The following is a 23,937-nucleotide window of genomic DNA, read 5'->3' as shown; positions in this document are numbered from 1 at the left end:
GAGACGCTAGGAGCGCGCGCATGAAATTCCTGCTGATGACGCTGATCACCCGGGTGCCCGATCCGGCTACCGGCGTGGTTCCCACGACACGTGATCGTCTGCACGAGGTGGTCGAACAGGCCAGGCGCGCTGAGGAATTCGGGTACGACGGGTTCGCTGTCGGTGAGCGGCACGAGGATCCGTTCCTGTCGGCCGCTCCCCCGGTGGTGCTGAGCCATATCGCGGCGGTGACCTCGCGGATCAGTCTGTTCACCGCGGTCACCACGTTGAGTCTGCTCGATCCGGTGCGCGCGTTCGAGGACTACTCGACGGTGGACAACCTGTCCGACGGCAGGCTCGAGCTGATCATCGGCAAGGGCAACGGTGCCGCCCAGGCGCAGCTGTATCACGTCACCGCCCAGGATCAGTGGCAGCGCAATCGTGAAGGCTACGAACTGTTTCGGGCGCTGTGGGACAGCGAGGAGGTGACGTGGTCGGGCCGGTTCCGACCCTCGCTGACCGCGGCCAAGGCATTGCCGCGACCGTTGCAGCCGCGAGTGCGGATCTGGCACGGCAGCGCGACCAGCCGAGAGTCGGTGGAACTTGCTGCGCGACACGGGGATCCGGTGTTCTCGGCCAACGTCACCAATCCGATCGAGCCGTACGCCGAACTGATCCGCCACTACCGCGAACGGTGGGCGCACTACGGGCACGACCCGGCCGACGCGCTGGTCGGTGCGGGCACCGCCGGTTTCCATGTCGCGCGGACCTCGCAGGAGGCCGTGGCGGTGTATCGCCCGCTGTTCGAGGCGCGCACCGCCTTGCAGCGCAAGGTCGGCAACCCCGTCGTGTTCGACACCGTCGAGGACTTCCTCGACCGCTCGTCGGCGCTGGTCGGCAGCCCGGAGCAGGTGATCGACAAGGTGGGTCGCTATCACGAGCAGTTCGGGCACGAGGTGATCCACCTGTCCGCCGAACGCGAAGGGCGTTCCGACGCCGACTATCTGGGCAGTCTCGAACTGTTCCAGGCCGAGGTGGCGCCGGAGCTGCGCCGCCGCATTCCCAGCCGTCCCCTGGCTACTCGCCGCGAATTGTCTGGAGCTACCTCGTGATTCGACATCGTCTCGCCGGACTGGTGGGTGTGGTCGCCGCCGCCACCACGGTGGTCGCGTGCGGCGGCGACACCGGCACCGGGCAGGCCGGTCCCCCGCAGCCCGGCGGCACCCTGCGCTACGGGCTGTCCCAAGCGCCCTCGTGCTCCGATCCGGCGCAGTCGGGTTCGAATCAGACCATCTATGTCGCCCGCCAGGTGGTCGACTCACTGACCGATCAGGATCCCCGGACCGGGGCGATCACGCCGTGGCTGGCCAAGAGTTGGCAGATCAGCCCGGATTCGAAAGTCTTCACGTTCACGCTGGCCGACGGGGTGACGTTCAGCGACGGCACCCCGCTGACCGCCGATTCGGTGCGCGACACGTTCGACGCGATCATCAGACTGGGTGGGGCGAAGGCACCGCTGGGCACCAGCTATCTGGCCAACTACGTCGGCACGACTGCGGTCGACAAGCTCACCGCGCGGGTGGAATTCAGCCAGCCCAACGCCCCGTTCCTGCAGGCGTCGTCGACGCCGCAGCTGGGGATCCTGGCGCAGTCGACCAATGCGAAACCGGCGGAGGCCCGGTGCGCTGGTGACAACATCGGCAGCGGGCCATTCACCTACGCCGACTACAAGCAGGACGCGTCGGTGACGCTGGCCAAGCGCGCCGGATATGACTGGGGCTCCGCGGTTTTCGGGCACAAGGGCGAGGCGTACCTGGACCGGATCGAGTTCACGGTCATTCCCGAATCGGGGGTGCGCACCGGCAGTGTGGCCTCGGGTCAGCTCGATGCGATCAGTGACGCGCTGCCCCAGGACGCACCGCAGATCGAGGCGGTGGGCGGGCGGGTGTTGTCCACATCCAATCCCGGCACGCCATTCGGGTTGCACCCCAACGTGACTCGCGGTCCGTTGCGCGACCCCGCAGTGCGCCAGGCGTTGCTGCCCGCGGTGGATCGCCGTCAGCTCGTGGACACGGTGCTGGGTCCGCAGTTCAAGCCGGCTACCTCCACGCTGGCCGCGGCCACGCCCGCCTACGCGGATCTGTCGTCGAAGCTCGCCTACGACCCGACCAAGGCGAAGTCGATCCTCGAGCAGGCCGGTTGGTTGCCGGGGCCCGATGGCATCCGCGTCAAGAACGGTGAGCGACTGAGCTTTTCGGTGACGTTCAGCCAGGTGTTCGCGGGTAATCAGGCGATTCTGGAACTGGTGCAGCAACAGTTGCGGCAGGTAGGAGTCGAACTGAAGCTCGACCTGGTCTCGTTCCCGGAGTCCACCGCACGGCAGAACAGCAAGGATTACGACGCCATCTACGGCAACTCCACCCGTGCCGACGGTGACATCCTGCGCACCGCGTTCTCACTGACCGGCCGCAATCTCAATGTGCGCGGACCGATTCCGGCGCTCGATGACACGCTGAACAACCAACTGTCCGCCAACGATCCCGCCACCCGCGCGGATCTGATCAAAACCGCGCAGCAACAGATACTCGACAACGGGCTCTACATCCCCACGATCGAGCTGTCGCAGGCGATCGGTGCCGCCGCGCACACGCAGGATCTGAAGTTCGAGGCCTCGGCGCGACTGCAGTTCTTCGACACCTGGCTGAGCGGGCACTGAGATGGTCCAGACGCGGGTAGCAGCGCACGCCCTCATGCTCCGGTACGTGAGTTCCCGAGTGCTGCAAGCACTGTGGGTGCTGTGGGCGGCGTTCACGATCTCGTTCGTGGTCCTGTACCTGCTGCCCGCCGACCCGGTGTCGATGGCCGCGGACAGTTCGGGCACCGGCACACCGGTCGACAAGGCGGCGATCGCGGAACTGCAGGCCCGCTACGGGTTGGACAAGCCACTGTGGGAGCAATATGTGAGCGCGCTCGGCAATGCCGTCACCGGCGATCTGGGCCGCTCCATCAATACCGGTCAACCGGTCACCGAAGCCCTCGGTGACGCCATTCCCTCCACGCTCGGATTGGCTTCTCTCGCACTGCTGTTCGCGTTCGTAGGCGGGGTCGGCCTGGCCTTCGCCGCGACCTACACGCGACGGCCGTGGCTACGGAACACCCTGAGTGCGCTACCGCCACTGGGTGTTTCGGTGCCGACGTTCTGGACGGGCCTTCTGCTGTTGCAGTTGTTCTCCTTTCGCCTGCACTGGTTTCCGGCCTTCGGTGGCACGGGGCTGCGCGGGACGGTGCTGCCCGCTCTGACCTTGGCCCTGCCGATCGGTGCCGTGCTCGCGCAGGTGCTCGCCGCCGGACTGGAACAGACCTGGCGGCAACCGTTCACCGAGGTCGCGCTGGCCAAGGGTGCGTCGCGGTGGTGGGTGCAGCGCCGACACATCGCCCGGTTGGCGAGCGTGCCCGCCTTCACCATCGCCGGCGTGTTGGTGGGCACGATGCTGGCCGGGTCGGTGGTGGTCGAGTCGGTGTTCGCCCGCGCCGGTGTGGGGCGGCTGACTCAGACGTCGGTGCTCAACCAGGACATTCCCGTGGTCCAGGGGGTGGTGTTGCTGTCGGCGCTGATCTTCGTCGCGGTGAATCTGGCGGTCGACCTGCTGTATCCGCTGCTCGATCCACGCATCACCGGAACTCACCGCAATCCCACTCCCCCGGCTGCTGAGGCCTCCGCTGAACTCGCGACAAGTACTTCGCAGCGGTCTGCCCGCAAGCTCACGAACGACACGGAAGGCAGCGAACATGGTTGACGTCCTCGTCCGGCATGCACGATTGGCTGATCAGCCGGTCGCGGCGCCCGCCGTCGAGCAGGTCCTGCGCTGGACACGCGGGCACCTCGGACTCGTGTTCTCCGGCGTGGTGCTGGTTGTCGCGGTCGGCTGGGCCGTGGCGCCGTCGGTGTTCGCCTCCGGTGATCCGCTGACCGGCGTGCCCGCGGAGAAGTTCCAGAGTCCCAGCGCCGCGCACTGGTTCGGGACCGACAATCTCGGGCGCGACCTGTACACGCGGATGGTGCACGGTGCGGGGCTGTCGCTCACCGCCACGCTGACCGCGGTCGGGATCGCACTGGTGGTCGGGTCGCTGCTCGGACTGTTATCCGGGGCGGCGGGCGGGATCGTCGACACCGCGATCATGCGGGTGGTCGATGTCCTGCTGTCCATCCCGTCGCTGCTGCTCGCGCTGGCGCTGGTGACGGCGTTGGGCTTCGGTACCCGCAATGTGGCTGTCGCCGTGGGGGTTTCGTTGATCGCGAACTTCGCCAGGGTGATGCGCTCGGAGGTGCTGCGGGTGCGGCACGCGCCGTATGTCGAGGCGGCGCACGCGTCGGGGGTGCGCTGGTATGCGGTGCTCGCTCGTCACGTCTTACCCAATTCGTTTCAGCCCGTACTCGCCTTGGCCGCAGTCGAATTCGGGATGGCAGTGCTGGCGGTGTCGTCGCTGAGTTTCCTCGGCTACGGCACCAAACCGCCTACCCCCGAATGGGGGTCGTTGATCTCCGAGGGTCGCAACTTCTTGGCCTCGGCGTGGTGGTTGACCACGCTGCCGGGCCTGGTGATCGTCGCCGTCGTGCTGTCGGCCCAGCATGTGGGCCGTTTCGCGGGAAGGACCGGGCAGCGATGAGCGACCGAACGAAGGACGCGACGCTACTGCGCGTGGACGATCTGCACATCGCCTATCGGACCGGTTCGGGGTCCGTCGACGCCCTGCGCGGAGTCACGATCGAGGTGGCGCGTGGGGAAGTTGTCGCGCTGGTGGGCGAGTCGGGGTCGGGCAAGTCGACGTTGGCCCACGCGGTGATCGGCTTGCTCGCCGATTCGGCGCAGATCGTCTCGGGCACAGTCGAATTCGATGGTGAGCGCGTCGATCCCGGGAACGAGAAGGCGCTGCAGCGCTTGCGCGGTGCTCGGGTGGGATTGGTCCCGCAGGATCCCGGCCTGTCGCTCAACCCGGTACTGCGGGTGGGCGATCAGGTGGCCGAGGCGCTGCTGGTACACAAGCTGGCTGATCGGCGCGGCGCGGCATTGCAGGCACTGGACCTGCTCGCCGAAGTCGGCCTCGACCGGCCCGAGGTTCGAGCTCGGCAGTATCCGCACGAGCTGTCCGGTGGGCAGCGGCAACGGGTGCTGATCGCGATCGCCCTGGCCTGCGGGCCTGACTTGATCATCGCCGACGAGCCGACGAGTGCGCTGGATGCGACCGTGGCGCGGCAGGTGCTGGATCGGCTGGCCGAGCGGATCGCCGCGCGTGGGACAGCGGTGCTGTTGATCACCCATGACCTGGCCGTGGCTGCCGAGCGGGCCGACCGATTGGTGGTGCTCGAGCAGGGCAAGGTGGTCGAATCCGGTTCCACGGAACAGGTTTTGAACCAGGCGGTCCAGCCCTATACCCAGCGGTTGCTCGCTGCGTCGCCTGCACTGTCCCCCACCGAATTCCGACCCTCGCGTCCCCGCGCCGCAGCGCCTTTGCTGTCGGTTCACGCCTTGCACAAACGATTCCACGCGGGGGCGGGCACTATCGCCGCCGTCGACGGCGTCGAGTTCAGTCTCGATCGCGGCGAAACACTCGCTCTCGTAGGCGAATCCGGCTCGGGCAAGTCGACTACGGCACGCATTGCCTTGCGACTCACCGACCCCGACAGTGGCACAGTCACTTTCGATGGCCACAACCTCACCGGAATCCGTCGAAGTCGCCTACGTGCCCTGCGCAAACGGTTCCAAGTGGTGTACCAGAACCCCTACTCGTCGCTGGATCCACGCTGGGATGTCGCCGACATCATCGCCGAACCCTTGCGCGCCTACGGCATCGACAACCGCGCCGACCGAGTAGCCGAGCTGCTCGAACAAGTCGCGCTGCCAACTACTTTCGTGCGGCGTAAGCCCGCGGAACTGTCCGGCGGCCAGCGCCAACGGGTGGCGATCGCCCGCGCGCTGGCCCTGCGACCCGACCTGTTGGTGCTCGACGAACCGGTCTCCGCCCTGGACGCCTCGGTCCAGGCACAGATCCTGGACCTGCTCGACACCCTGCAATCCGAACTGGCGCTGGGCTACCTGTTCATCTCCCACGACCTGGCCGTGGTCCGCCGGATCAGCGACCGGGTCGCGGTGATGCGCCACGGCCGCATCGTCGAAACCGGTCCCACCGCAACCCTGTTCACCGATCCGCGGCATCCGTACACCCGAGAACTGCTCGCGGCGATCCCCGCACCGGGCAACCGGATCGATTCCCCCGACGGAAAGGACCTCACCCGATGAGCAAGCCCAGACTGTTCCTCGGCATCGAAACCGCAGGCACCGGAACACATCCCGCGTCCTGGCGGCGACCCGATTCCGGCGCTGAAGACCTGTTCACCGCCGACTACTGGATCACGGTGGTGTCGCAGGCCGAGAAGCTCGGGTTCGACGCTGTTTTCCTGCCGGACTCGTTCGGACTCCAGTCCGGTGGTGCCGCGGTGACGCGCGGCAGGCTCGACGCCGTCGCGATCGCCGCCCGTACCGCGCCCCTGACCAGGCGCATCGGTCTGATCCCCCAGGTGCCGGTCACTCACACCGAACCGTTCCACGTGTCCAAGGCGGTGACCGCGCTCGACTTCGCGAGTCTGGGCCGTGCGGGCTGGGAGGTGACCGTGTCCGCCGATCCATCGCAGGCAAAGGCGTTCGGCCGCAAAGCATCTCAGAGTGTCGAATCGCTGTGGCACGAGGCCGACGAAGCGGTCGAGGTGGTGACCCGGCTGTGGGACAGCTGGGAGGACGACGCCGAGATCCGCGACGTGCCCACCGGCCGTTTCATCGACCGTGACCGTCTGCACTACATCGACTTCGTCGGCGACAACTTCTCGGTCAAGGGCCCGTCGATCACCCCGCGCTCGCCCCAGGGTCAGCCGATCGTGACGATCCGCGCCGATGATACCGAGTCCACCGACGTCGCGATCCGCCGCGCCGACATCATCCGCATCACCGCCGCTGACCTGCCCGCGGCTGCGCAACGCCGCGTCGCATTGCGCACCGCTCTCGCCGCCGCGGGCCGCGACCCGGATGCCGTGCGAGTCCTGCTGGATCTTCCTGTCCACCTGGCGGATTGGGCCGAGGAGGCCCGGTCGCAGGTTCGACAACTCGACCGGTGGGCCGACCTGCCCGCCGAGCACAGCCTCCGCCATGTGGGCACCGTGGCCGCCCTGGACGAACTCCTCGCGGAGATCTCGCGGTCCAGAGTCGCCGACGGCGTGGTGCTGCGGCCACTGGCACTGCGGGCCACCCTCTATGCCCTGGCCAACCGCCCGACCACGACCCCGACCGCGACAACGCTGCGCGAGCGCCTCGGACTGCCGCGCCCCACCAGCCGTTACGCCACGACAGGAGCAGTGCTGTGACCTCGAAACCCCGCAAACAAGTCCATCTCGCCGCGCACTTCCCCGGCGTCAACAACACCACCGTCTGGGCCGATCCGGCGTCGAAATCGCAGGTGGAGTTCTCGTCCTTCGAGCACCTGGCCCGCACCGCCGAACGGGGCCTGTTCGACTTCTTCTTCCTGGCCGAAGGGCTGCGGTTGCGTGAACATCGCGGCCTGATCCACGACCTGGACGTGGTGGGCAGGCCCGACACGTTCACCGTGCTCAACGCGGTGGCGGCGGTGACGCAGCGTCTCGGGTTGGCGGGCACCATCAACAGCACCTACAACGAACCGTTCGAGCTGGCCAAACAGTTCGCCTCGCTGGATCACCTGTCGGGGGGTCGAGCGGCGTGGAATGTGGTGACGTCCTCGGATGCGTTCACCGGCGAGAACTTCCGGCGCGGGGGGTATCTCGAACACGGTCAGCGGTATCGGCGAGCCGAAGAGGTGGTCGCGGCGACCCGGGCACTGTGGGACAGCTGGCCCACCGACTCACTGGTGATCGACCGCGAGCACGGGATTTTCGCCCGCGACGTTCCCGAAACTACCTTCCGCAGTGCGCAATTCGACTTCGCGGCACCCTTTGTCGTACCGCCGAGTCCGCAGGGACACCCGGTGCTGTTGCAGGCGGGCGATTCCGACGAAGGACGTGAGTTCGGCGCGAAGGCCGCCGATGCCATCTTCACCGTGCACGGCGCCCTCGACGCAGGCCAGAAGTTCTACGCCGACGTCAAAGGCCGACTCACCAAATATGGTCGCGCACACGATGATCTGCTGGTTTTCCCCGCAGCGACCTTCGTGCTGGGCGATACCGAACAGGAAGCTCGCGACAATGCCCGCCACATCCGCTACCAGCAGGTGAGCCCGCACACCGCCATCGCGTTCCTCGAACAGGTCTGGGGCCGTGACCTTTCCGGCTATGACGCCGATGGCCCCCTGCCCGATATCGACCCCGACACCACCGCCGAGATCACCCGCGGGCGAGTCCGACACGCGAAAGATCCACTGGCCGTGGCGAAAACATGGCGGGAGAAGGCGCACGCGCAGAACCTGAGCATTCGCGAACTCATCATCGAGGTCACCGCCCGCCAGCAGTTCATCGGCACACCCGCCCAGGTCGCGCAGCAGGTCGACCACTACGTGCAGTCCGATGCCGCCGACGGTTTCATTCTGGTCCCCCACCTGACCCCCGCCGGCCTCGACGAATTCGTCGACAAGGTGGTCCCGGAACTGCAGGAACGCGGCAGTTTCCGCACCGAATACACCGGCACCACCCTGCGCGACCATCTCGGTCTGCGTCACCCCCACCACCGCACTGTCACCGAAGGAGCCCGCGCGTCATGACCATCACCGTCGAATCCCCCACCACCGCAACACCCTTCGCCGCTGACTGGTCGCGCTGGCACCATGCCCGCGAGGACGGTCTGCGCGACCCGCTCGGCTGGCTCAGCTTGGCCGGGCTGCACTGGCTCACCGACCGCCCGCAGCGTCTGGACGGTGTCCCCGGCACCTGGTGGGTCACCGACGAAAAAGTGTTCATCACCGCGCAACCCGCCGACCGGCTCGACGTGGACGGCGAACGGATCGGCGGCGTGCGGATCGTCACGCCAGCGGAAGGCGCGCCGGGGGTGAGCGTGCTCAACGAGGCGCGGGTCCTCGAGGTGATCCGGCGCTCGGGACAGTTCGCGGTGCGCGTGCACGATCCGGCCGCCCCGACCCTGACCGCGTTCACCGGCGTCGCCGCCTACCCGGCCGACCCGCGCTGGGTGGTGACCGGGCATTTCACCGCCTTCGACCAGGCCCGCACGGTCATCACGGGCGCCGTGGTCGACGGGCTGGAGCACCACCACCGCGCCGCTGGGATCATCGAATTCCGGATCGGTGACAGCCACGAAGCCCTGCTGGCCTTCGGCACCCCCGACGACCTGAAGGTGCTGTTCACCGACGCCACCAGCGGCGTGACCACCTACCCGGCCGCGCGCTCGCTGGCCGTCGGCGCGGTCGAGGCGCACGGCACGGTCACCCTCGACTTCAACCGAGCCGTGAACCTGCCGTGCGCGTTCACCGACTTCGCGACCTGCCCGGTCGCACCGCGCGAGAACCGGCTGCGCGTGGCAATCGAAGCGGGAGAACAGGATCCGAAGCTATGAGCGTTCCCCTGTCGATCCTGGATCTGGCACCGATCAGCGAAGGTTCCAGTGCCGCACAGGCATTGCGCAACACCATCGATCTGGCACGGCACGCCGAGCAGTGGGGTTACCGCCGATACTGGTTGGCCGAACACCATTTCGTGTCGGTGGCCAGTTCTTCGTCGCTGACGTTGCTCGGTTTGGTCGCCGCCGCCACGTCGCGGATTCGGGTCGGAACCGGCGCGGTGCAGGTCGGGCACCACACGTCGGCCTCGATCGTGGAGGCGTTCGGCACCGTCGACGCGCTGCATCCGGGACGACTCGATCTGGGCCTGGGCAGGTCAGGGCATCGCCTGAGCCAGTTCGGTGCGGCGGCGGCGACCGCCAAGGGCGGGCATCCGGTACTGGACACGGTGACCGGGCGCACCGAGATCCGCGACGGGGTCGTGGTGCCGCCGCCGTTCGATCCCCGCCGGGTCACCGACCGCTCGAAGTTCCTCGCGTCTATCGAAGCGCTGCAACAGCCAGGCGCGCAGGCACTGGACTTCGCGGACCAGGTCGCCGAGGTCCAAGCGCTCCTCGACGGCCGCTATTTCACCTCCAATGGCGTTGAACTGCACGCCGTTCCGGGCGAGGGTATCGACGCCGAACTGTGGTTGTTCGGCAGTTCAGCAGGCGAAAGTGCCGAACTGGCAGGCACATTGGGCCTGCCGTTCGCCGCGGCCTACCACGTGGCACCGGGCACAGCACTGGACTCGGTCGAGGCGTATCGGGCAGCCTTCCAACCGTCGGAGGCCCTGGCCGAGCCGTACGTCATCGTCTCAGCGGACGTAGTGGTAGCCGCCGACGACGCCACCGCCCGCCACCACGCCGGCACCTACGGGCACTGGGTCCACAGCATCCGCACCGGCGGCGCCGCCGAATACCCCGACCCCGCAACAGCTTCCCCGCTCACCCCCGACCAACTCCGCCTGGTCGACGACCGCCTCGCCTCCCACATAGTCGGCTCCCCCACCACCGTGGTCGAACGCCTCGACGCCCTCCAAAAGCTCACCGCCGCGGACGAACTCCTCATCACCACCATCACCCACAACCACACCGACCGCCTCGAATCCCACCGCCTCCTAGCCCAAGCCTGGAACCTCCGCGCCGCCCGCGCCGCCTAACTGGACACTCGATCACCACGCTCTGACGGAGGAATTCGGACCAAAATCCCGCCACCAGAGCGTGGTGATCTTGATTGACCTATACGTAGGCGTATACCAGGGGTAGGCTCTTCACTTATACGCCACCGTATAAGTGAAGGGTTTCAGCTATGCGACTGCCCGAATCGGCCCATTCCGAGCACCCCTGGCGCATCCACGAGATCGCCCCCGATTTCGTTGTCGAGGACGTTTGGAAGTTCCGCATCCCCGGCGCGGGCCGGCACGACTTCCCGGCCCTGCTCGCCGCCATTCAGGCCGAACGCACCACCGAGTCCACCGGCCTGAGCGCACTGCTGTTCAAAGTCCGCTGGAAGCTGGGCGAACTGTTCGGCTGGGACCGCGCCCAAGTCACCTCCCTGCGCGACCGACTCCCCACCGACCTCCGCGACACCGCCACCCCCGTCGAAAACAGCCCCCTGACCAGCCTCTACGTCCTCGACAACGAATACGCCGGCGAAATCGCCAACAACACCATGCACGGCATCATGCACCTGAGCTGGGTCCCCGACCCCACCGGCTACCACCTCCGAATGGCAGTCCTGGTCAAGCCCAACGGCCGCCTCGGCCGCCTCTACATGGCCGCCATCAAGCCCTTCCGCTACACCATCATCTACCCCGCCATCACCCGCAGCTGGGAACAAACCTGGAAAGACCTCGCCACCCCCACTGAACGGCGGTGGATTGCCTTCGATCGAAGGCGCTCTACGCGCTGATCGGGGCTGCGGTTACGCCGTAGCCGAGGTTGGTGAGGACCTCGCTGGTGGCCTTGGCGAAGTTCAGGGTGATGAAGTGCAGGCAGGGGGCGCCTTCGTTGATGAGGCGTTGGGCCATTTCGGTGGCGATCTGGATGCCTTCGGCGCGGACTGCCGCGCGGTCTTCTTCCGGGCCGGTGCCTGCGGCTCGGGTCAGGCGGGCGACTACGGCGGGGGGGATGGGGCGGCCGCTGAGTTCTTCGGCGCGGGCGACCGTGCGCAGGGAAGTGATGGGCATCAGTTCGGGGATGATCGGTTTGGCGCCCTCGATGGGGTCCATGGCGATCACGCGGTCGCGTAGGCGCAGGTAGTGGTCGACGTCGAAGAACATCTGGGTGATCGAATACTCCGCTCCCGCACGGAGTTTCGCGGCCAGGTGGTAGGTGTCGTGGTCCAGGTCGGGTGAGCGGTGGTGGCCCTGGGGGAACGAGGCGACGCCGACGTGGAAGTCGCCGAGGTCGCGCACGATGCGGACCAACTCTTCGGCGTATTCGACACCGCCGGGGTGCTTCTGCCATTCGCCGAGGGGGTCGCCGGGCGGGTCGCCGCGCAGGACCAGCACGTTGCAGATACCGGAGTCGGCGTAGGAGCCGACCAGGGAGCGCAGTTCGGCGATGCTGTGGCCGACGGCGGTGAGATGCGCGACCGGGAGCAGGGTGGTTTCCTGCGCCAGCGCGCCGGTGATGCGGACGGTGCGGTCGCGGGTGGAGCCGCCCGCGCCGTAGGTCATCGACACGAAGGCGGGGTGCATGCGTTCGAACTCGCGGACCGCGCGCCACAGACGGGCCTCGCCTGCCTCGTCACGCGGGGGGTTGAACTCCACGGAGAACGGCACGCCGTTGCCGGAATGGGTGCGCAGACTCTGCACCACCGAGGGGGTGTTCGAGACGATCGACGGCTGTTGGGCGGGTCGATCTGGGGTCGAACGTCCCCGTCCATTGTCGAAAGTCACCGTGCCAGTCTAGTGGGACACCCAACCGCTCCCGCGCCGACCGGTGATCCTCGCCGCCGCAGGGGGCCCGCGGCTCGTGTGCGGGCAGGTCGCACGTCAAGGCCCGTGAACGCTGTGGTGGCGACCGACCCCAGCCCCGCTGCGACCCCGAACGCATCACCGAGCAGTTCGACAGCGCCGCATCGGCGAGCTCGCCGAAACGCCAGGTGTGGGCTCCGTCGCAGCGGCGAAGTGCGCTGACGATCGTGTCACCGTGCCCGCGTATCGTTCGACCCAACGCTGGCAGGCGCACCGCCGAGTGCGAAACCGGTGCCCGCCGCTCGCCCACTTCGCCACTGGAGGCCGCCCTGTCCGCCGGAATCGGTACCCCGCTCTCCCGGTCCGCCGCCGACGCGCTGACCTCGGTCGATCTCGTCGCGCTGACACCGGGCACCCCGGCCTTCGTGGCCGCCGTGGAACAGGTGCTGACCAGCTTCTTCGCCACCCGTCGCGAGATCGTCGAACCGTTGGGACCGGTGTTCATCGACGCGGTGCGGGCGTTGGAAGAGTTCGTTGTTCGCGGGGGGAAGCGGACCAGGCCCGGCTTCGCGTGGACCGGCTGGCTCGGTGCCGGTGGCGATCCCGCCGGTCCCGACGCGGCCGCGGTGTTGACGGCCTGTTCGGCGCTGGAACTGGTGCAGGCGTGCGCGCTGGTGCACGACGACATCATCGACTCCTCGCGGACTCGGCGCGGGTTCCCGACCGTGCATATCGACTTCGAGGATCGGCACCGGGCAGCCGGTTGGCCCGGCGACGGCGCTTCCTACGGATCGGCCGTCGCGATTCTGATCGGCGATCTGGCCCTGGCCTGGGCCGACGATCTGGTGCACGCGGCCGGACTCAGCGCCGACGCGTTGGCGCGGTTCGCGCCGGTGTGGGCGCGGATGCGGACCGAGGTGCTCGGCGGGCAGCTGCTCGACATCAACGGCGAGGCCGGTGGGGACGAATCGGTCGAGGCCGCTTTGCGGATCAACCGGTATAAAACCGCCGCGTACACGATCGAACGGCCGTTGCATCTGGGTGCGGCGATCGCGGGCGCCGACGACGACCTGGTCGACGCGTTGCGCACCTTCGGGACCGATGTCGGGATCGCGTTCCAGCTGCGCGACGACCTGCTCGGCGTGTTCGGCGACCCGGCCGTGACGGGCAAGCCTTCCGGCGATGACCTGCGCGAAGGCAAGCGGACCGTGTTGATCGCGGAGGCGCTGCGACGCGCGGACACCGAATCCGCCGCGCTGATCCGGACCGGGTTGGGCACCGATCTCGACGACGCGGCCGTCGACCGGTTGCGCGCGGTGCTCACCGAACTGGGTGCCGTCGACGAGGTGGAGCGGCGGATCGGCGAACTCACCGAGACCGGATTGGCCGCCATCGCGACCAGTTCCGCGACGCCCGAAGCCAAGCAGTTGTTGCACGCCATGGCGCTGGCCGCCACGCGTCGCGCGGCCTGAACAGGAAAAGTGTTGTGGGACAAGCGGATCATGTCGTTGTAGTCGGTGCCGGGCTGGCGGGGTTGGCGGCCGCGCTGCATCTGCGGGGCGCGGGGCATGAGGTGACGGTGCTGGAACGCGCCGATCATCCGGGTGGGCGTGTGGGGCGTTATCGGTTCGACGACTATGAGATCGACAGTGGGGCAACGGTTCTCACGCTGCCATCGGTGATCGATGACGCGTTGGCGGCCGTCGGGCAAACCCGGGACAGCGTCGGCCTGCGGATCCATCGCCTCACCCCCGCCTATCACGCACGGTTCGCCGATGGCAGCGATATTCGTGTGTTCGATGATGCCGACCAGATGGCTGCCGAGGTCGAAAAGGCTTGTGGTGCTGAGGAAGCCGGAAACTATCGGCGACTTCGCAGCTGGCTCGGTCGCATCTATGACGCCGAATTCGACGAGTTCATGGACGCCGATTTCGATTCACCGCTCGATATGGTGCGCACCCCGCGCGCCAGGGCCGCGCTTGTCACTTTGGCCGAGCTCGGCGGGTTCGGGAAACTCGGGCCGCGGGTTCGGTCCTATCTGCGCGATGAGCGGCTGACCAGGCTGTTCACCTTCCAGGCGCTGTATGCGGGCATGTCGCCCGATGACGCGCTCGCGATTTACGGCGCGATCCCGAACATGGATACGTGCCTGGGCGTCTACTTCCCCGCAGGGGGGATGCGGGCGATCACCGTCGCGCTCGCCGAGGCATTCACCGAGGCCGGTGGAAACCTCGTACTGAACGCCGAGGTCGCCGGCATCGACTACGCGAACGACAAGCGCACCAGCCCTGCCGCCGTGTTCGCAGCCCGCTCCAACGGCCGTAGAAATGGTGCCGTCGGCTCGGTACGGAGTGCCCGAGGACGGCACGCGGAAGCCATCCGCACCACCGACGGACGCACATTCTCGTGCGACGCGGTAGTTCTCACCGCCGACATCGGCTCCCTGCCGCGATTCGGCCTGCACCACCGTCGCGGCCTGCGCGCCTCCCCCTCGGCAGTGGTCGCCCACGGCACCATCCCCGCCGAGATCGCCGCACAATGGCCCGTCCAGGCCCACCACACCATCGACTTCGGCGCCGCCTGGGCGCAGACGTTCACCGAGATCGCCGCCCGCAAGGGTCGCGGACAACTCATGAGCGACCCGTCACTGCTGCTCACCCGACCCGCGCTCACCGACCCCGGCCAGTTCGTCGACAGGTCCGACGGCCGCCACGAACCCCTCTCCCTGCTGGCCCCCTGCCCCAACCTCACCGCGGCCCCCCTGGACTGGCACACCCTCGGCCCCGCCTACCTCCGAGAACTGCTCACCGTCCTGGAACAGCGCGGATACACCGGCATCACCGACCACTTCACCGTCGACCACCTCGACACCCCCGCCACCTGGGCCGCCCAGGGCATGATCGCGGGCACACCGTTCTCCCTCGCCCACCTGTTCCGGCAAACCGGTCCCTTCCGCCCACGCAATCTGCCAAGGGGTGTGGACAACGTCGTTCTCGCAGGTTGTGGCACCACTCCGGGGGTGGGTGTGCCCACCACGCTGCTGTCGGGCAAGCTGGCCGCGGCACGAATCACCGGCAGCCGGGCGCGCACCGGTACCGACCACCGGGTTAGTGTTCCAAGATGAAGCCGTAAACTGACGGCCGACTTATCAGCTCGCGGTTGCGACCGCCGACCATCCGGGGGGACCGACCGAACATGCCGCCCCCCGAGACGACCGTAGGCACCATGGACAACACGCGCACACTCGAGCGTCAGGGCCACCTACCCGCTCGAACCGAACCCGGCGTTCGGGCCTGGCTGCGGATCGCAGGCGATTTCGCCCGCAGTCCCGAAGGCCACGCGGCCATCATGGGATTCTTCGGCGCGGCGATGATCACCTTCGGCGGTTTCGGGGCGGGCGCTGTCCGCAAACGCGACCCGCTGCTGGAAGGCCTACACCTGTCGTGGCTGCGGTTCGGCCACGGGTACGCGCTGTCGACGATCCTGATCTGGATCGGCGTGCTGATGATGATCACCGCGTGGGTTCGACTGGGCCGCACCACTCTCGGCAAGGGCGGCTCGACGGTCACCCTCAACGAGTTACGCGCGATCGTCGGAATCTGGGTCACGCCACTGCTGTTCGCGGCACCGATGTTCAGCCGCGACGTCTACTCCTACCTCGCGCAGGGCGCGCTGTTGCGCGACGGTTTCGACCCCTACCAGGTGGGTCCCGTCGCCAATCCCGGTCTGCTGCTGGAGAACGTGAGTCCGGTCTGGACCACCACCACCGCGCCGTACGGGCCTGTCTTCTTGCTCATGGGCCGCGCGATCACCTCGCTCACCGGCGACAATGTGATCGCCGGGACCATCGCGCTGCGCTTCGCCATGCTGCCCGGGTTGGCGCTGATGATGTGGGCGGTACCGTATCTGACCAAGCATCTGGGCGGTAAGCCCACGGTCGCGCTGTGGCTGGCGGTGCTCAACCCGCTGGTGCTGGTGCACCTGATCGGCGGCGTGCACAACGAGATGCTCATGGTCGGGCTCATGTGCGCGGGCGTGGCGCTGGTGTTGGAACGACATCACGTCGCCGGCATCGTGGTCGTGGCCATCGGCGTGGCGATCAAGGCCACCGCGGGCGTGGCGCTGCCGTTCCTGGTGTGGATCTGGATTCTGCACGAGAAGGAACGCCGAGCCGCGCAACGGCAGGTGGATTCCGATGCCGCCCTGGCCGAGGAGCTCAAACACCCCGATGCCGCCAGACCGTCACCGGATATGCCGCACCCGCTGTTCGTGTTCGCCAAGATCGCGGGCATCGGTGTCGGTGTGTTCGCGCTGGTGTTCGGCGCGGCGTCGGTGATCGCGGGGGTCGGCTTCGGCTGGGTCACCGCGCTGCAGGGTTCGAACAAGATCATCAACTGGCTGTCGCTGCCCACGATCCTGGCGCACATGGTCACCTGGGTGAGCCCGCTGAACTTCGACTCGGTGCTGGACGTGACCCGCCTGCTGTGCCAGATCGCCATGGTGGTGTTGCTGGTGGCGACCTGGTGGCGGTTCCGGCACAGCGAGCGCGAGGCCGTGATGGGCATCATCATCGCGTTCGTGGCGATCGTGCTGCTGTCGCCCGCCGCGCTGCCCTGGTACTACTCGTGGCCGCTGGCGCTGGCCGCCGGGTTCGCGCTGTCGACCACCACGCTGATGTGGTTGGTGGGGATCTGCACCTGGTTGATGCTGGTGTTCCAGCCGGACGGGTCGATCGGCCTGTACAACTTCTGGCACGTCGCGTTGGCGACGTTCGCCGCCGTGGTCGCCGCGGTGTCGTTGCGCACCGTGGATCCGTTGCATCTGCGGTCGGCCAAATCGAAGGCTGTTGCCAGCGAAGCGGCGCCGCCCGTTCGCGCATGAGCGGCGAGCTCGCAGCATGATCGGGCGCACGCGGGGGCTTCGAGTCGCGACCGTGCCCGGCGATGGTGTCCGACCGTTGACCGGTGATCTCGACGCGGCCTACGCGAGTTGCCGTCGGATCGCCGCCGAGCACGGACGCACGTATTACCTGGCCACCACCCTGCTTTCACCGGAACGACGCCGGGCCGTACACGCGCTGTACGCCTTCGCGAGAATGGTCGATGACATCGTCGACCACGCCGACAACCCCGCCCGCGTTCTCGACCCGCGCGATGCCACTGCGCACCGACTCGCCCCACTGACCGAGGTCTCCCCCGCCCAACACCTCGACCTGGTCGAGAAACAGCTGCGACTGGCCCTGGAACACGGCAACCTCGCCACCACCGACCGACGCCGCCACCAGATCGTCACCGCGGCCGCCGACACCATCACCCGCTACGACATCGCGCACGCCCACATCTGGACGTTCCTCGACGCCATGCGCATGGACGTCCCCGGCACGGCCACCCACCGCACCCGCTACGCCACGATGAGCGACCTGCGCGAGTACATGCGCGGTTCCGCCGCCGCGATCGGCCTGCAGCTGCTCCCGGTCCTGGGCACGGTCGTGCCCGTGGTCGATGCCGAGCCGGCGGCCGCCGCCCTCGGCGAGGCCTTCCAGCTCACGAACTTCCTGCGCGATGTCGCCGAGGACCTCGACCGCGACCGCGTCTACCTGCCCACCGACGAACTGCAAGCCTTCGGTGTCGACGAAGATCACCTGCGCGCCTGCCACCACCGCGGCCACACCGACACACCGCTGCGCCGCGCCCTGGCCCACCTGATCGCGCTCAACCGCGACATCTACCGGCAGGCCGTCCCCGGCATCGCCCTACTCGCCCCCCGAGTACGCCCGGCCATCACCACCGCCGCCACCCTCTACGCCGAAATCCTCGACCGCATCGAAGCGGCCGACTACCAGGTGTTCGCCACCCGAGCCACGGTCCCCCACCACCGCCGAATCCTGGTCGCCGCCAAGGGTTTGACCATCTCCCGCCGCTAGCGCTCAACCGATCCGCCGCAACCCTCAGCCGTCCACCTACTCGGCCAGATCGTCGCATACCGTCAAAAGATCGCCCGCAAACCGTCAGCCGATTTGTCGCAAACCGTCAGCCAGATCGCCGCATATCGTCAGGCATAGACAGCCGCCTAAATTCTGTCTAGTCTGTCCAGATAGGAATCAACCAGGGGCGGTGGGCTATGCGGTGGCAGGTACAAGAAGCCAAACAGCGATTTTCTGAAGTACTTCGCGCGGTCGAGGCCGAGGGTCCGCAGACCATCACTCGTCACGGCGACGAGGTCGCGGTAGTCATCGACATCGCGGAATACCGTCGGCTGACCAGGCCCGATATCAGCTTCGTCGATCGATTAGTGGTGACCTTCGGCGGCCTCGACGACGAGACCGCCGACGTCATCGCCGAAGTCGAGGCACAGAGATCGCAATCGATGCCGCGAGAACTCGACTTCACCGAGCTGTCGTGAGCTTCCTCATCGACACCAACGTCATCTCCGAACTGATGCGACGGACACCGGACCCCGCAGTTCTCGACTGGTTCGCGCGCAACCGCACCAACGAGTTGTGGTTGAGCGTGATCACCGTCGGTGAACTCCGTCGTGGCGTCGCGCTCCTCCGTGCGCGTGAAGAGAGTGCACGCGCGGACCGGATCGAGGCCGCCGTCGACGAGATCGAGGGCAATTACGCGCAACGAATTCTGGCTGTCGACACGCCCGTCGTACACCGATGGGCGCTGATCCCAGCCCCCATCGACGTCAGCGACGGCCTGATCGCGGCAACAGCATTGACACACGGGCACACCGTCGCGACACGAAACACCAAGCACTTCAAGCACACCGGTGCCGCGCTGGTGAATCCGTTCGACCCGGTGTGAGGCTCAGAAAGGTTCGGCGTGGGCGCGGCGGACTACCTCGCGGGCCAGCTGGGTGTGCAGGGCGTCGACCGGGCGGCCGGGCAGGGAGGGGTCGTCGGTGTACAGCCATTCGAGAATGTCCTCGTTGCTGTACTTGCCGTCACGCATCACGGTGATCACGCCGGGCAGCATGCGCACGATCTCGTCTTCGGCGTTGAAGAAGCGGGCGGGAACGCCGACCACACCGTTGCGGCGCACCGCCAGCAGCTGGTAATCGCGCAGGAGTTGGTGCACCGAGGTGACCGGGACGCCGAGTATGTCGGCCGCCTCGGGCAGCGAGACGATGGTTTCGGTGTCGGGCAGCACGTCTTTGCTGCAAGGGAAGGCACTCACCGGAACAACGGTAGTACGTGTCGCGGCCCACTCATCGTCTGGCATGCCGACACGACACAGTTACGATCGTGGTGGCCGCACACGGCGGCCGGTTGAATGCCGGAGGACTTCACTTGATCGGCCAGATGCTGGAAGGGCGCTATCGCATCGACGCGCCGATCGCGCGCGGCGGGATGTCGATGGTCTTCCGCGGGACCGACACCCGGCTGGATCGCCCTGTCGCGATCAAGGTGATGGACCCCAAATTCGCCGGTGACCCGCAGTTCTTGAGCCGTTTCGAGTTCGAGGCGCGCGCGGTGGCCAAGCTCAAGCACCCGTCGCTGGTCGCGGTCTACGACCAGGGCGTGGACGGCGAATACCCGTTCCTGATCATGGAATTGGTCGAGGGCGGCACGCTGCGCGAACTGCTGCGCGAACGCGGACCGATGCCGCCGCACGCCGTGCGCGCGGTGGCCGAGCCGGTGCTGCGCGCGATCGGCACCGCCCACGACGCGGGCCTGGTGCACCGCGATGTGAAGCCGGAGAACGTGCTGATCTCCGACGCGGGCGAGGTGAAGATCGCCGACTTCGGCCTGGTGCGCGCGGTGGCCGCGGCCAACACCACGTCGGCGAGCGTGATCCTGGGCACCGCCGCCTATCTGGCGCCCGAGCAGGTCACCACCGGCACCGCCGACGCGCGCAGCGACGTGTACGCGTTCGGCATCCTGATCTTCGAACTACTCACCGGGCGGGTGCCGTTCAGCGGCGACAACTCGCTGTCGGTGGCCTATCAGCGGGTCGAGAACGACGTCCCCGCGCCCAGCGGCTTCATCGGCGGCGTGCCGCCCGAGTTCGACGCGCTGGTCGCCAAGGCCACCTCCCGCGACCCCGCACTGCGCTACGCCGACGCCAACGAGATGGCGGCGGCACTGCAGTCGATCGCGATGCAGTTGAACCTGCCGTCGTATCGTGTTCCCGCACCGCGGGATTCGGCCGAACATCTCAGCGAGAGCTACCACACCGGCGCCGCGCACCACCCCGGCGATCGCCCGGTGACCCCCAATCCTGTTGCCGCACACCACTCCCCCGCGCCCGAGCAGCATCACACCCGGGTGGTGACCGCGCAGCGTCCCCGACCCGAGGAGCACGCGCCGGCCGCGACCGCTTTCGGCGCGGGCGGTGACAGTCACGCTCGCCGAACAGGTTTGGTGTGGGTGGGCCTGGTCACCGCGCTGACCCTGCTGGTCGGCATCGGCGGCTGGTGGCTGGGCGTCGGCCGCTACACCGCCGTGCCGCCGATCGCGGGCATGGACTCCGAGCGGGCCGTGTCGGTGCTGCAGGAGGCCGGTTTCGAAACGTCGTTGCGGCAGAAGGCTTCCGACACGATCCCGGTGGGCGGGGTCGTTGGCACCGATCCGTCGGCCGGGTCGCGGGTGACCAAGGGTTCCACGATCGCGGTGCTGATCTCCAACGGCAAACCGCGCGTGCCCGACCTCGCGCCGGGCGATCAGATCAGTGCCGTCAACGAGGCGATCCGCGACGCGGGCCTGCAGCCGATCGACAGTGGCGAGGCGGCCAGTACCGCGCCGAAGGGCTCACTGGCCCGGGTGGAGCCCGCGCCGGGCACGGTCCTGCCGATGGGCGCGCAGGTGAAGGTGTACCGCAGCAAGGGTTCTCAGCCGGTCAACGTGCCCGATGTGCGCGGGAAGACCGCCGAGGAGGCCGCGAAGGCGCTGACCACCGCGGGCCTGACCGTGCGCGAGACCCGCGTGCAGTTCGACAAGAGCGTCGAGGGCGATAAGGCGATCGCCACCGACCCCGCCGTCGGTACCACCCTGCAATCGGGTGACACCGTGACGCTGATCGTGTCGAATGCGGTGAAGGTGCCCAATGTGATGGGCCAGAGCGTCGGCAACGCCCGCGACAAGCTGCAACAGCTCGGCCTACGAGTGGAGGTCAAGTCCCTCACCGATTCCGACAGTTCGCTGGTCATCGGCCAGGTTCCCGGCATCAACACGAATGTGGAGGCGGGCAGCGTCGTATCGCTCACCGCCCTGCCTTGAAGGGGCAAGGATCCCGAGAAGGACAAAGAAAAACCCGGGCGCGGTCCTCGCTGACCGCCCCGGGCTCGTCTTACTGACTCAGCGCAGCATCTCCGCGACCAGGAACGACAGTTCCAGGGACTGCTGGGTGTTCAGGCGCGGGTCGCACGCGGTTTCGTAGCGACCGCCCAGGTCCAGGTCGGAGATGTCCTGGGCGCCGCCGAGGCATTCGGTGACGTTCTCGCCGGTCAGCTCGATGTGCAGGCCGCCGGGGTGGGTGCCCAGCGCGTGGTGCACCTCGAAGAAGCCCTGGACCTCGTCGACGATGCGGTCGAAGTGCCGGGTCTTGAAACCGGTGGACGACTCGTGGGTGTTGCCGTGCATGGGGTCGCACTGCCAGATCACCTGGTGGCCGGTGGCCTGCACTTTTTCGATGATGGGCGGCAGCACGTCGCGCACCTTGCCGTTGCCCATGCGCGCGACCAGGGTGAGTCGGCCGGGCTCGTTGTTGGGGTCGAGGCGTTCGACGTATTCCACGGCCTGATCGGGCGTGGTGGTCGGCCCGATCTTGAGGCCGATCGGGTTGGCCAGCAGTTCGGCCAGGGCGATGTGGGCGCCGTCGAGCTGACGGGTGCGCTCGCCGATCCACAGGAAGTGCGCGGACAGGTCGTACAGCAGCGGCTCGCCGGTCTCGGACTCGCTCAGCCGCAGCATGGCGCGCTCGTAATCCAGCACCAGCGCTTCGTGGGAGGCGTAGATGCGCGCGGTCTTCAGGCTCGGGTCGTTGACCTGGCAGGCGGCCATGAACCGCAGGCCGCGGTCGATCTCCTCGGCGAGGGTCTCGTAGCGCGCGCCCGCGGGTGACTGGGCGACGAAATCGCGGTTCCAGTCGTGCAGGCGGTGCAGGTCGGCGGTGCCGGCGCTGGTCAGGGCGCGGACCAGGTTCATCGCGGCGCTGGCGTTGGCGTACGCGCGGACCAGTCGGGACGGGTCGTGGCGGCGCAGCGCGTCGTCGGCCACGATCGAGTTGATCATGTCGCCGCGGTAGGACTTCAGGCCCATGGCATCGGTGTCGGACGAGCGCGGCTTGGCGTACTGGCCGGCGATCCTGGCCACCTTCACCACCGGCATGCTCGCGCCGTAGGTGAGGACCACGGCCATCTGCAGCAGCGTGCGGATGTTGCCACGGATGTGAGGTTCGGTGTTGTCGACGAAGGTCTCCGCGCAGTCACCGCCCTGCATGAGGAAGGCCTCGCCGCGCGCGACCGCGGCCAGCTGCGTCTTGAGGTCCTCGACCTCGGCGGGCAGACAGATCGGCGGCACGCTCTCGAGCACGGTGCGCATGGTCGCGGCCTCGTCGGGATCCCACGACGGCTGCTGCAGGGCGGGCCTGGCCAGAGCGGCGTCGAGGCGACTGCGCAGATCGGCAGGCAGCGGCGGCAGTTCCGGCAGGCGGTCAATGGGTACGTCGACGGTCCAGGTCACCAGCTAAGAATACGGACCCGCGCACACGGGCGAATATCCGGCGTACCTGCGAAGTGCGCGCGGGGCAACCGGCAGCCAACGCGAAGTCCCCGCGCGGGGCAGCTGCCGACCACCGCGCGTGGCGTACGCAGTGAACGGGCACCGCCGACCCGTGCGAACTGCGCGTACAACGCCGACATAGGGTTTCGTCAACCCCTCGTGGGTCCATCGCCGGACGTCACGAGCAACCCATCGGCACGAAGAGGCGATCTCCTTGCGATATTTTTACGATTCGGAATTCGTTGAGGATGGGGTGACGATCGATCTGATCTCGATCGGCGTCGTCTGTGAGGACGGGCGCGAGTACTACGCGGTTTCCACCGAATTCGATGCGACGAAGGCGGGACCGTGGGTGCGCAAGCACGTGCTACCCAAGTTGCCGCCCGCCGGTTCGCCGCTGTATCGCACCAGGGAACAGATCCGCGACGACCTGTTCAAGTTCTTCCTGCCCCGGCCCACCGTGGTGCCCGAACTGTGGGCCTGGGTCGGCGCCTACGACCATGTGGCGCTGTGCCAGCTGTGGGGTGACATGACCGCGCTGCCCAAGGGCATGCCGCGCTACACCAACGAACTGCGCCAGCACTGGGCCGTCAACGGCTCCCCCGCGCTGCCGCCGATCCCCGACGACGCGCACGACGCGCTGGCCGACGCCCGGCACAACCTGGCGAAATTCGAGGCCATCGAGACCTACCGCCGCACCCCGCGCCTGTAACCACACAAGTGAAGGCCCCGAGTCGAATTC

Annotated in this window: 21 protein-coding genes; 18 read left to right on the top strand and 3 right to left on the bottom strand. The window is 67.7% G+C overall.

Annotation, left to right across the window (positions count from 1 at the left end; translation table 11 throughout):
* Positions 1 to 20 precede the first annotated feature (20 nt).
* The 10 genes from ACFWU5_RS11245 (at position 21) to ACFWU5_RS11200 (ending at position 11,460) form a co-directional block, all read left to right on the top strand.
* Complete coding sequence (locus ACFWU5_RS11245; protein ID WP_379267027.1) at positions 21 to 1,091, top strand: LLM class flavin-dependent oxidoreductase; 1,071 nt, start codon at positions 21 to 23, stop codon at positions 1,089 to 1,091.
* The gene (locus ACFWU5_RS11240; RefSeq protein ID WP_379267026.1) at positions 1,088 to 2,695 is read left to right on the top strand and encodes an ABC transporter substrate-binding protein; all 1,608 of its coding nucleotides are present in this window, start codon (positions 1,088 to 1,090) and stop codon (positions 2,693 to 2,695) included. Before ACFWU5_RS11245 ends, ACFWU5_RS11240 begins: the two co-directional genes overlap by 4 nt.
* A gap of 34 nt (positions 2,696 to 2,729) precedes the next feature.
* Complete coding sequence (locus ACFWU5_RS11235) at positions 2,730 to 3,776, top strand: ABC transporter permease (protein WP_379267025.1); 1,047 nt, start codon at positions 2,730 to 2,732, stop codon at positions 3,774 to 3,776.
* Positions 3,769 to 4,647 carry an ABC transporter permease gene (locus ACFWU5_RS11230; RefSeq protein WP_379267024.1) on the top strand — a complete coding sequence of 293 codons (879 nt, stop codon included), beginning with the start codon at positions 3,769 to 3,771 and terminating at the stop codon, positions 4,645 to 4,647. Before ACFWU5_RS11235 ends, ACFWU5_RS11230 begins: the two co-directional genes overlap by 8 nt.
* Positions 4,644 to 6,278 (top strand): dipeptide ABC transporter ATP-binding protein, encoded by a 1,635-nt coding sequence (locus tag ACFWU5_RS11225; protein WP_379267023.1) that lies wholly within the window; start codon positions 4,644 to 4,646, stop codon positions 6,276 to 6,278. Before ACFWU5_RS11230 ends, ACFWU5_RS11225 begins: the two co-directional genes overlap by 4 nt.
* Positions 6,275 to 7,393 carry an LLM class flavin-dependent oxidoreductase gene (locus ACFWU5_RS11220; RefSeq protein WP_379267022.1) on the top strand — a complete coding sequence of 373 codons (1,119 nt, stop codon included), beginning with the start codon at positions 6,275 to 6,277 and terminating at the stop codon, positions 7,391 to 7,393. The genes ACFWU5_RS11225 and ACFWU5_RS11220 overlap by 4 nt, the downstream gene beginning before the upstream one ends.
* Entirely contained in the window at positions 7,390 to 8,757 is a 1,368-nt protein-coding gene (locus ACFWU5_RS11215; protein ID WP_379267021.1) for an NtaA/DmoA family FMN-dependent monooxygenase, read from the top strand. The genes ACFWU5_RS11220 and ACFWU5_RS11215 overlap by 4 nt, the downstream gene beginning before the upstream one ends.
* Positions 8,754 to 9,563, top strand: a complete 810-nt coding sequence (locus ACFWU5_RS11210) for a DUF1684 domain-containing protein (protein WP_379267020.1) — start codon at positions 8,754 to 8,756, stop codon at positions 9,561 to 9,563. Before ACFWU5_RS11215 ends, ACFWU5_RS11210 begins: the two co-directional genes overlap by 4 nt.
* Positions 9,560 to 10,708 (top strand): LLM class flavin-dependent oxidoreductase, encoded by a 1,149-nt coding sequence (locus ACFWU5_RS11205; protein WP_379267018.1) that lies wholly within the window; start codon positions 9,560 to 9,562, stop codon positions 10,706 to 10,708. Before ACFWU5_RS11210 ends, ACFWU5_RS11205 begins: the two co-directional genes overlap by 4 nt.
* 149 nt (positions 10,709 to 10,857) lie before the next feature.
* Positions 10,858 to 11,460 carry a DUF2867 domain-containing protein gene (locus ACFWU5_RS11200; RefSeq protein ID WP_379267017.1) on the top strand — a complete coding sequence of 201 codons (603 nt, stop codon included), beginning with the start codon at positions 10,858 to 10,860 and terminating at the stop codon, positions 11,458 to 11,460.
* Here ACFWU5_RS11200 and ACFWU5_RS11195 read toward each other — a convergent pair.
* Positions 11,450 to 12,451, bottom strand: a complete 1,002-nt coding sequence (locus ACFWU5_RS11195) for a methylenetetrahydrofolate reductase (RefSeq protein WP_379267015.1) — start codon at positions 12,449 to 12,451, stop codon at positions 11,450 to 11,452. The genes ACFWU5_RS11200 and ACFWU5_RS11195 overlap by 11 nt on opposite strands.
* Positions 12,452 to 12,786: 335 nt before the next feature.
* On the opposite strand from ACFWU5_RS11195, the gene ACFWU5_RS11190 reads away from it, so the two are divergent.
* The 6 genes from ACFWU5_RS11190 to ACFWU5_RS11165 all read left to right on the top strand — a co-directional run bounded on the left by ACFWU5_RS11190 (position 12,787) and on the right by ACFWU5_RS11165 (position 19,278).
* Positions 12,787 to 13,941, top strand: a complete 1,155-nt coding sequence (locus ACFWU5_RS11190) for a polyprenyl synthetase family protein (protein ID WP_379267073.1) — start codon at positions 12,787 to 12,789, stop codon at positions 13,939 to 13,941.
* A 14-nt stretch (positions 13,942 to 13,955) separates the two neighbouring features.
* Positions 13,956 to 15,593: a phytoene desaturase family protein gene (gene crtI, locus ACFWU5_RS11185; protein ID WP_379267014.1), complete on the top strand. Its 1,638-nt coding sequence runs from the start codon at positions 13,956 to 13,958 to the stop codon at positions 15,591 to 15,593.
* Positions 15,594 to 15,694: 101 nt separating this feature from the next.
* Positions 15,695 to 17,350: an alpha-(1->6)-mannopyranosyltransferase A gene (locus tag ACFWU5_RS11180; protein WP_379244178.1), complete on the top strand. Its 1,656-nt coding sequence runs from the start codon at positions 15,695 to 15,697 to the stop codon at positions 17,348 to 17,350.
* 76 nt (positions 17,351 to 17,426) lie between these two features.
* A complete protein-coding gene (locus ACFWU5_RS11175; RefSeq protein ID WP_379267013.1) occupies positions 17,427 to 18,392 on the top strand; it encodes a phytoene/squalene synthase family protein in 966 nt (321 codons plus the stop codon).
* Between the two features lie 197 nt (positions 18,393 to 18,589).
* Entirely contained in the window at positions 18,590 to 18,871 is a 282-nt protein-coding gene (locus ACFWU5_RS11170; protein ID WP_379244174.1) for a type II toxin-antitoxin system Phd/YefM family antitoxin, read from the top strand.
* Entirely contained in the window at positions 18,868 to 19,278 is a 411-nt protein-coding gene (locus ACFWU5_RS11165) for a type II toxin-antitoxin system VapC family toxin (protein ID WP_379244172.1), read from the top strand. The genes ACFWU5_RS11170 and ACFWU5_RS11165 overlap by 4 nt, the downstream gene beginning before the upstream one ends.
* A 3-nt stretch (positions 19,279 to 19,281) precedes the next feature.
* Here the strand turns inward: ACFWU5_RS11165 and ACFWU5_RS11160 are convergent, their stop codons facing one another.
* Positions 19,282 to 19,650: an Rv2175c family DNA-binding protein gene (locus ACFWU5_RS11160; RefSeq protein WP_379244170.1), complete on the bottom strand. Its 369-nt coding sequence runs from the start codon at positions 19,648 to 19,650 to the stop codon at positions 19,282 to 19,284.
* Between the two features lie 92 nt (positions 19,651 to 19,742).
* On the opposite strand from ACFWU5_RS11160, the gene pknB reads away from it, so the two are divergent.
* Entirely contained in the window at positions 19,743 to 21,692 is a 1,950-nt protein-coding gene (pknB, locus tag ACFWU5_RS11155; RefSeq protein ID WP_379267072.1) for a Stk1 family PASTA domain-containing Ser/Thr kinase, read from the top strand.
* Between the two features lie 78 nt (positions 21,693 to 21,770).
* Here pknB and ACFWU5_RS11150 read toward each other — a convergent pair whose 3' ends face one another.
* A complete protein-coding gene (locus ACFWU5_RS11150; RefSeq protein WP_379244168.1) occupies positions 21,771 to 23,156 on the bottom strand; it encodes a class II 3-deoxy-7-phosphoheptulonate synthase in 1,386 nt (461 codons plus the stop codon).
* Between the two features lie 253 nt (positions 23,157 to 23,409).
* Between ACFWU5_RS11150 and ACFWU5_RS11145 the strand changes: the two genes are divergently transcribed.
* Positions 23,410 to 23,907: a polyadenylate-specific 3'-exoribonuclease AS gene (locus ACFWU5_RS11145; protein WP_379267012.1), complete on the top strand. Its 498-nt coding sequence runs from the start codon at positions 23,410 to 23,412 to the stop codon at positions 23,905 to 23,907.
* Positions 23,908 to 23,937: the final 30 nt, after the last annotated feature.

The organism is Nocardia sp. NPDC058640 (assembly GCF_042716995.1).
GTDB lineage: Bacteria > Actinomycetota > Actinomycetes > Mycobacteriales > Mycobacteriaceae > Nocardia.
This window is presented reverse-complemented; position numbering and strand designations above follow the sequence as displayed.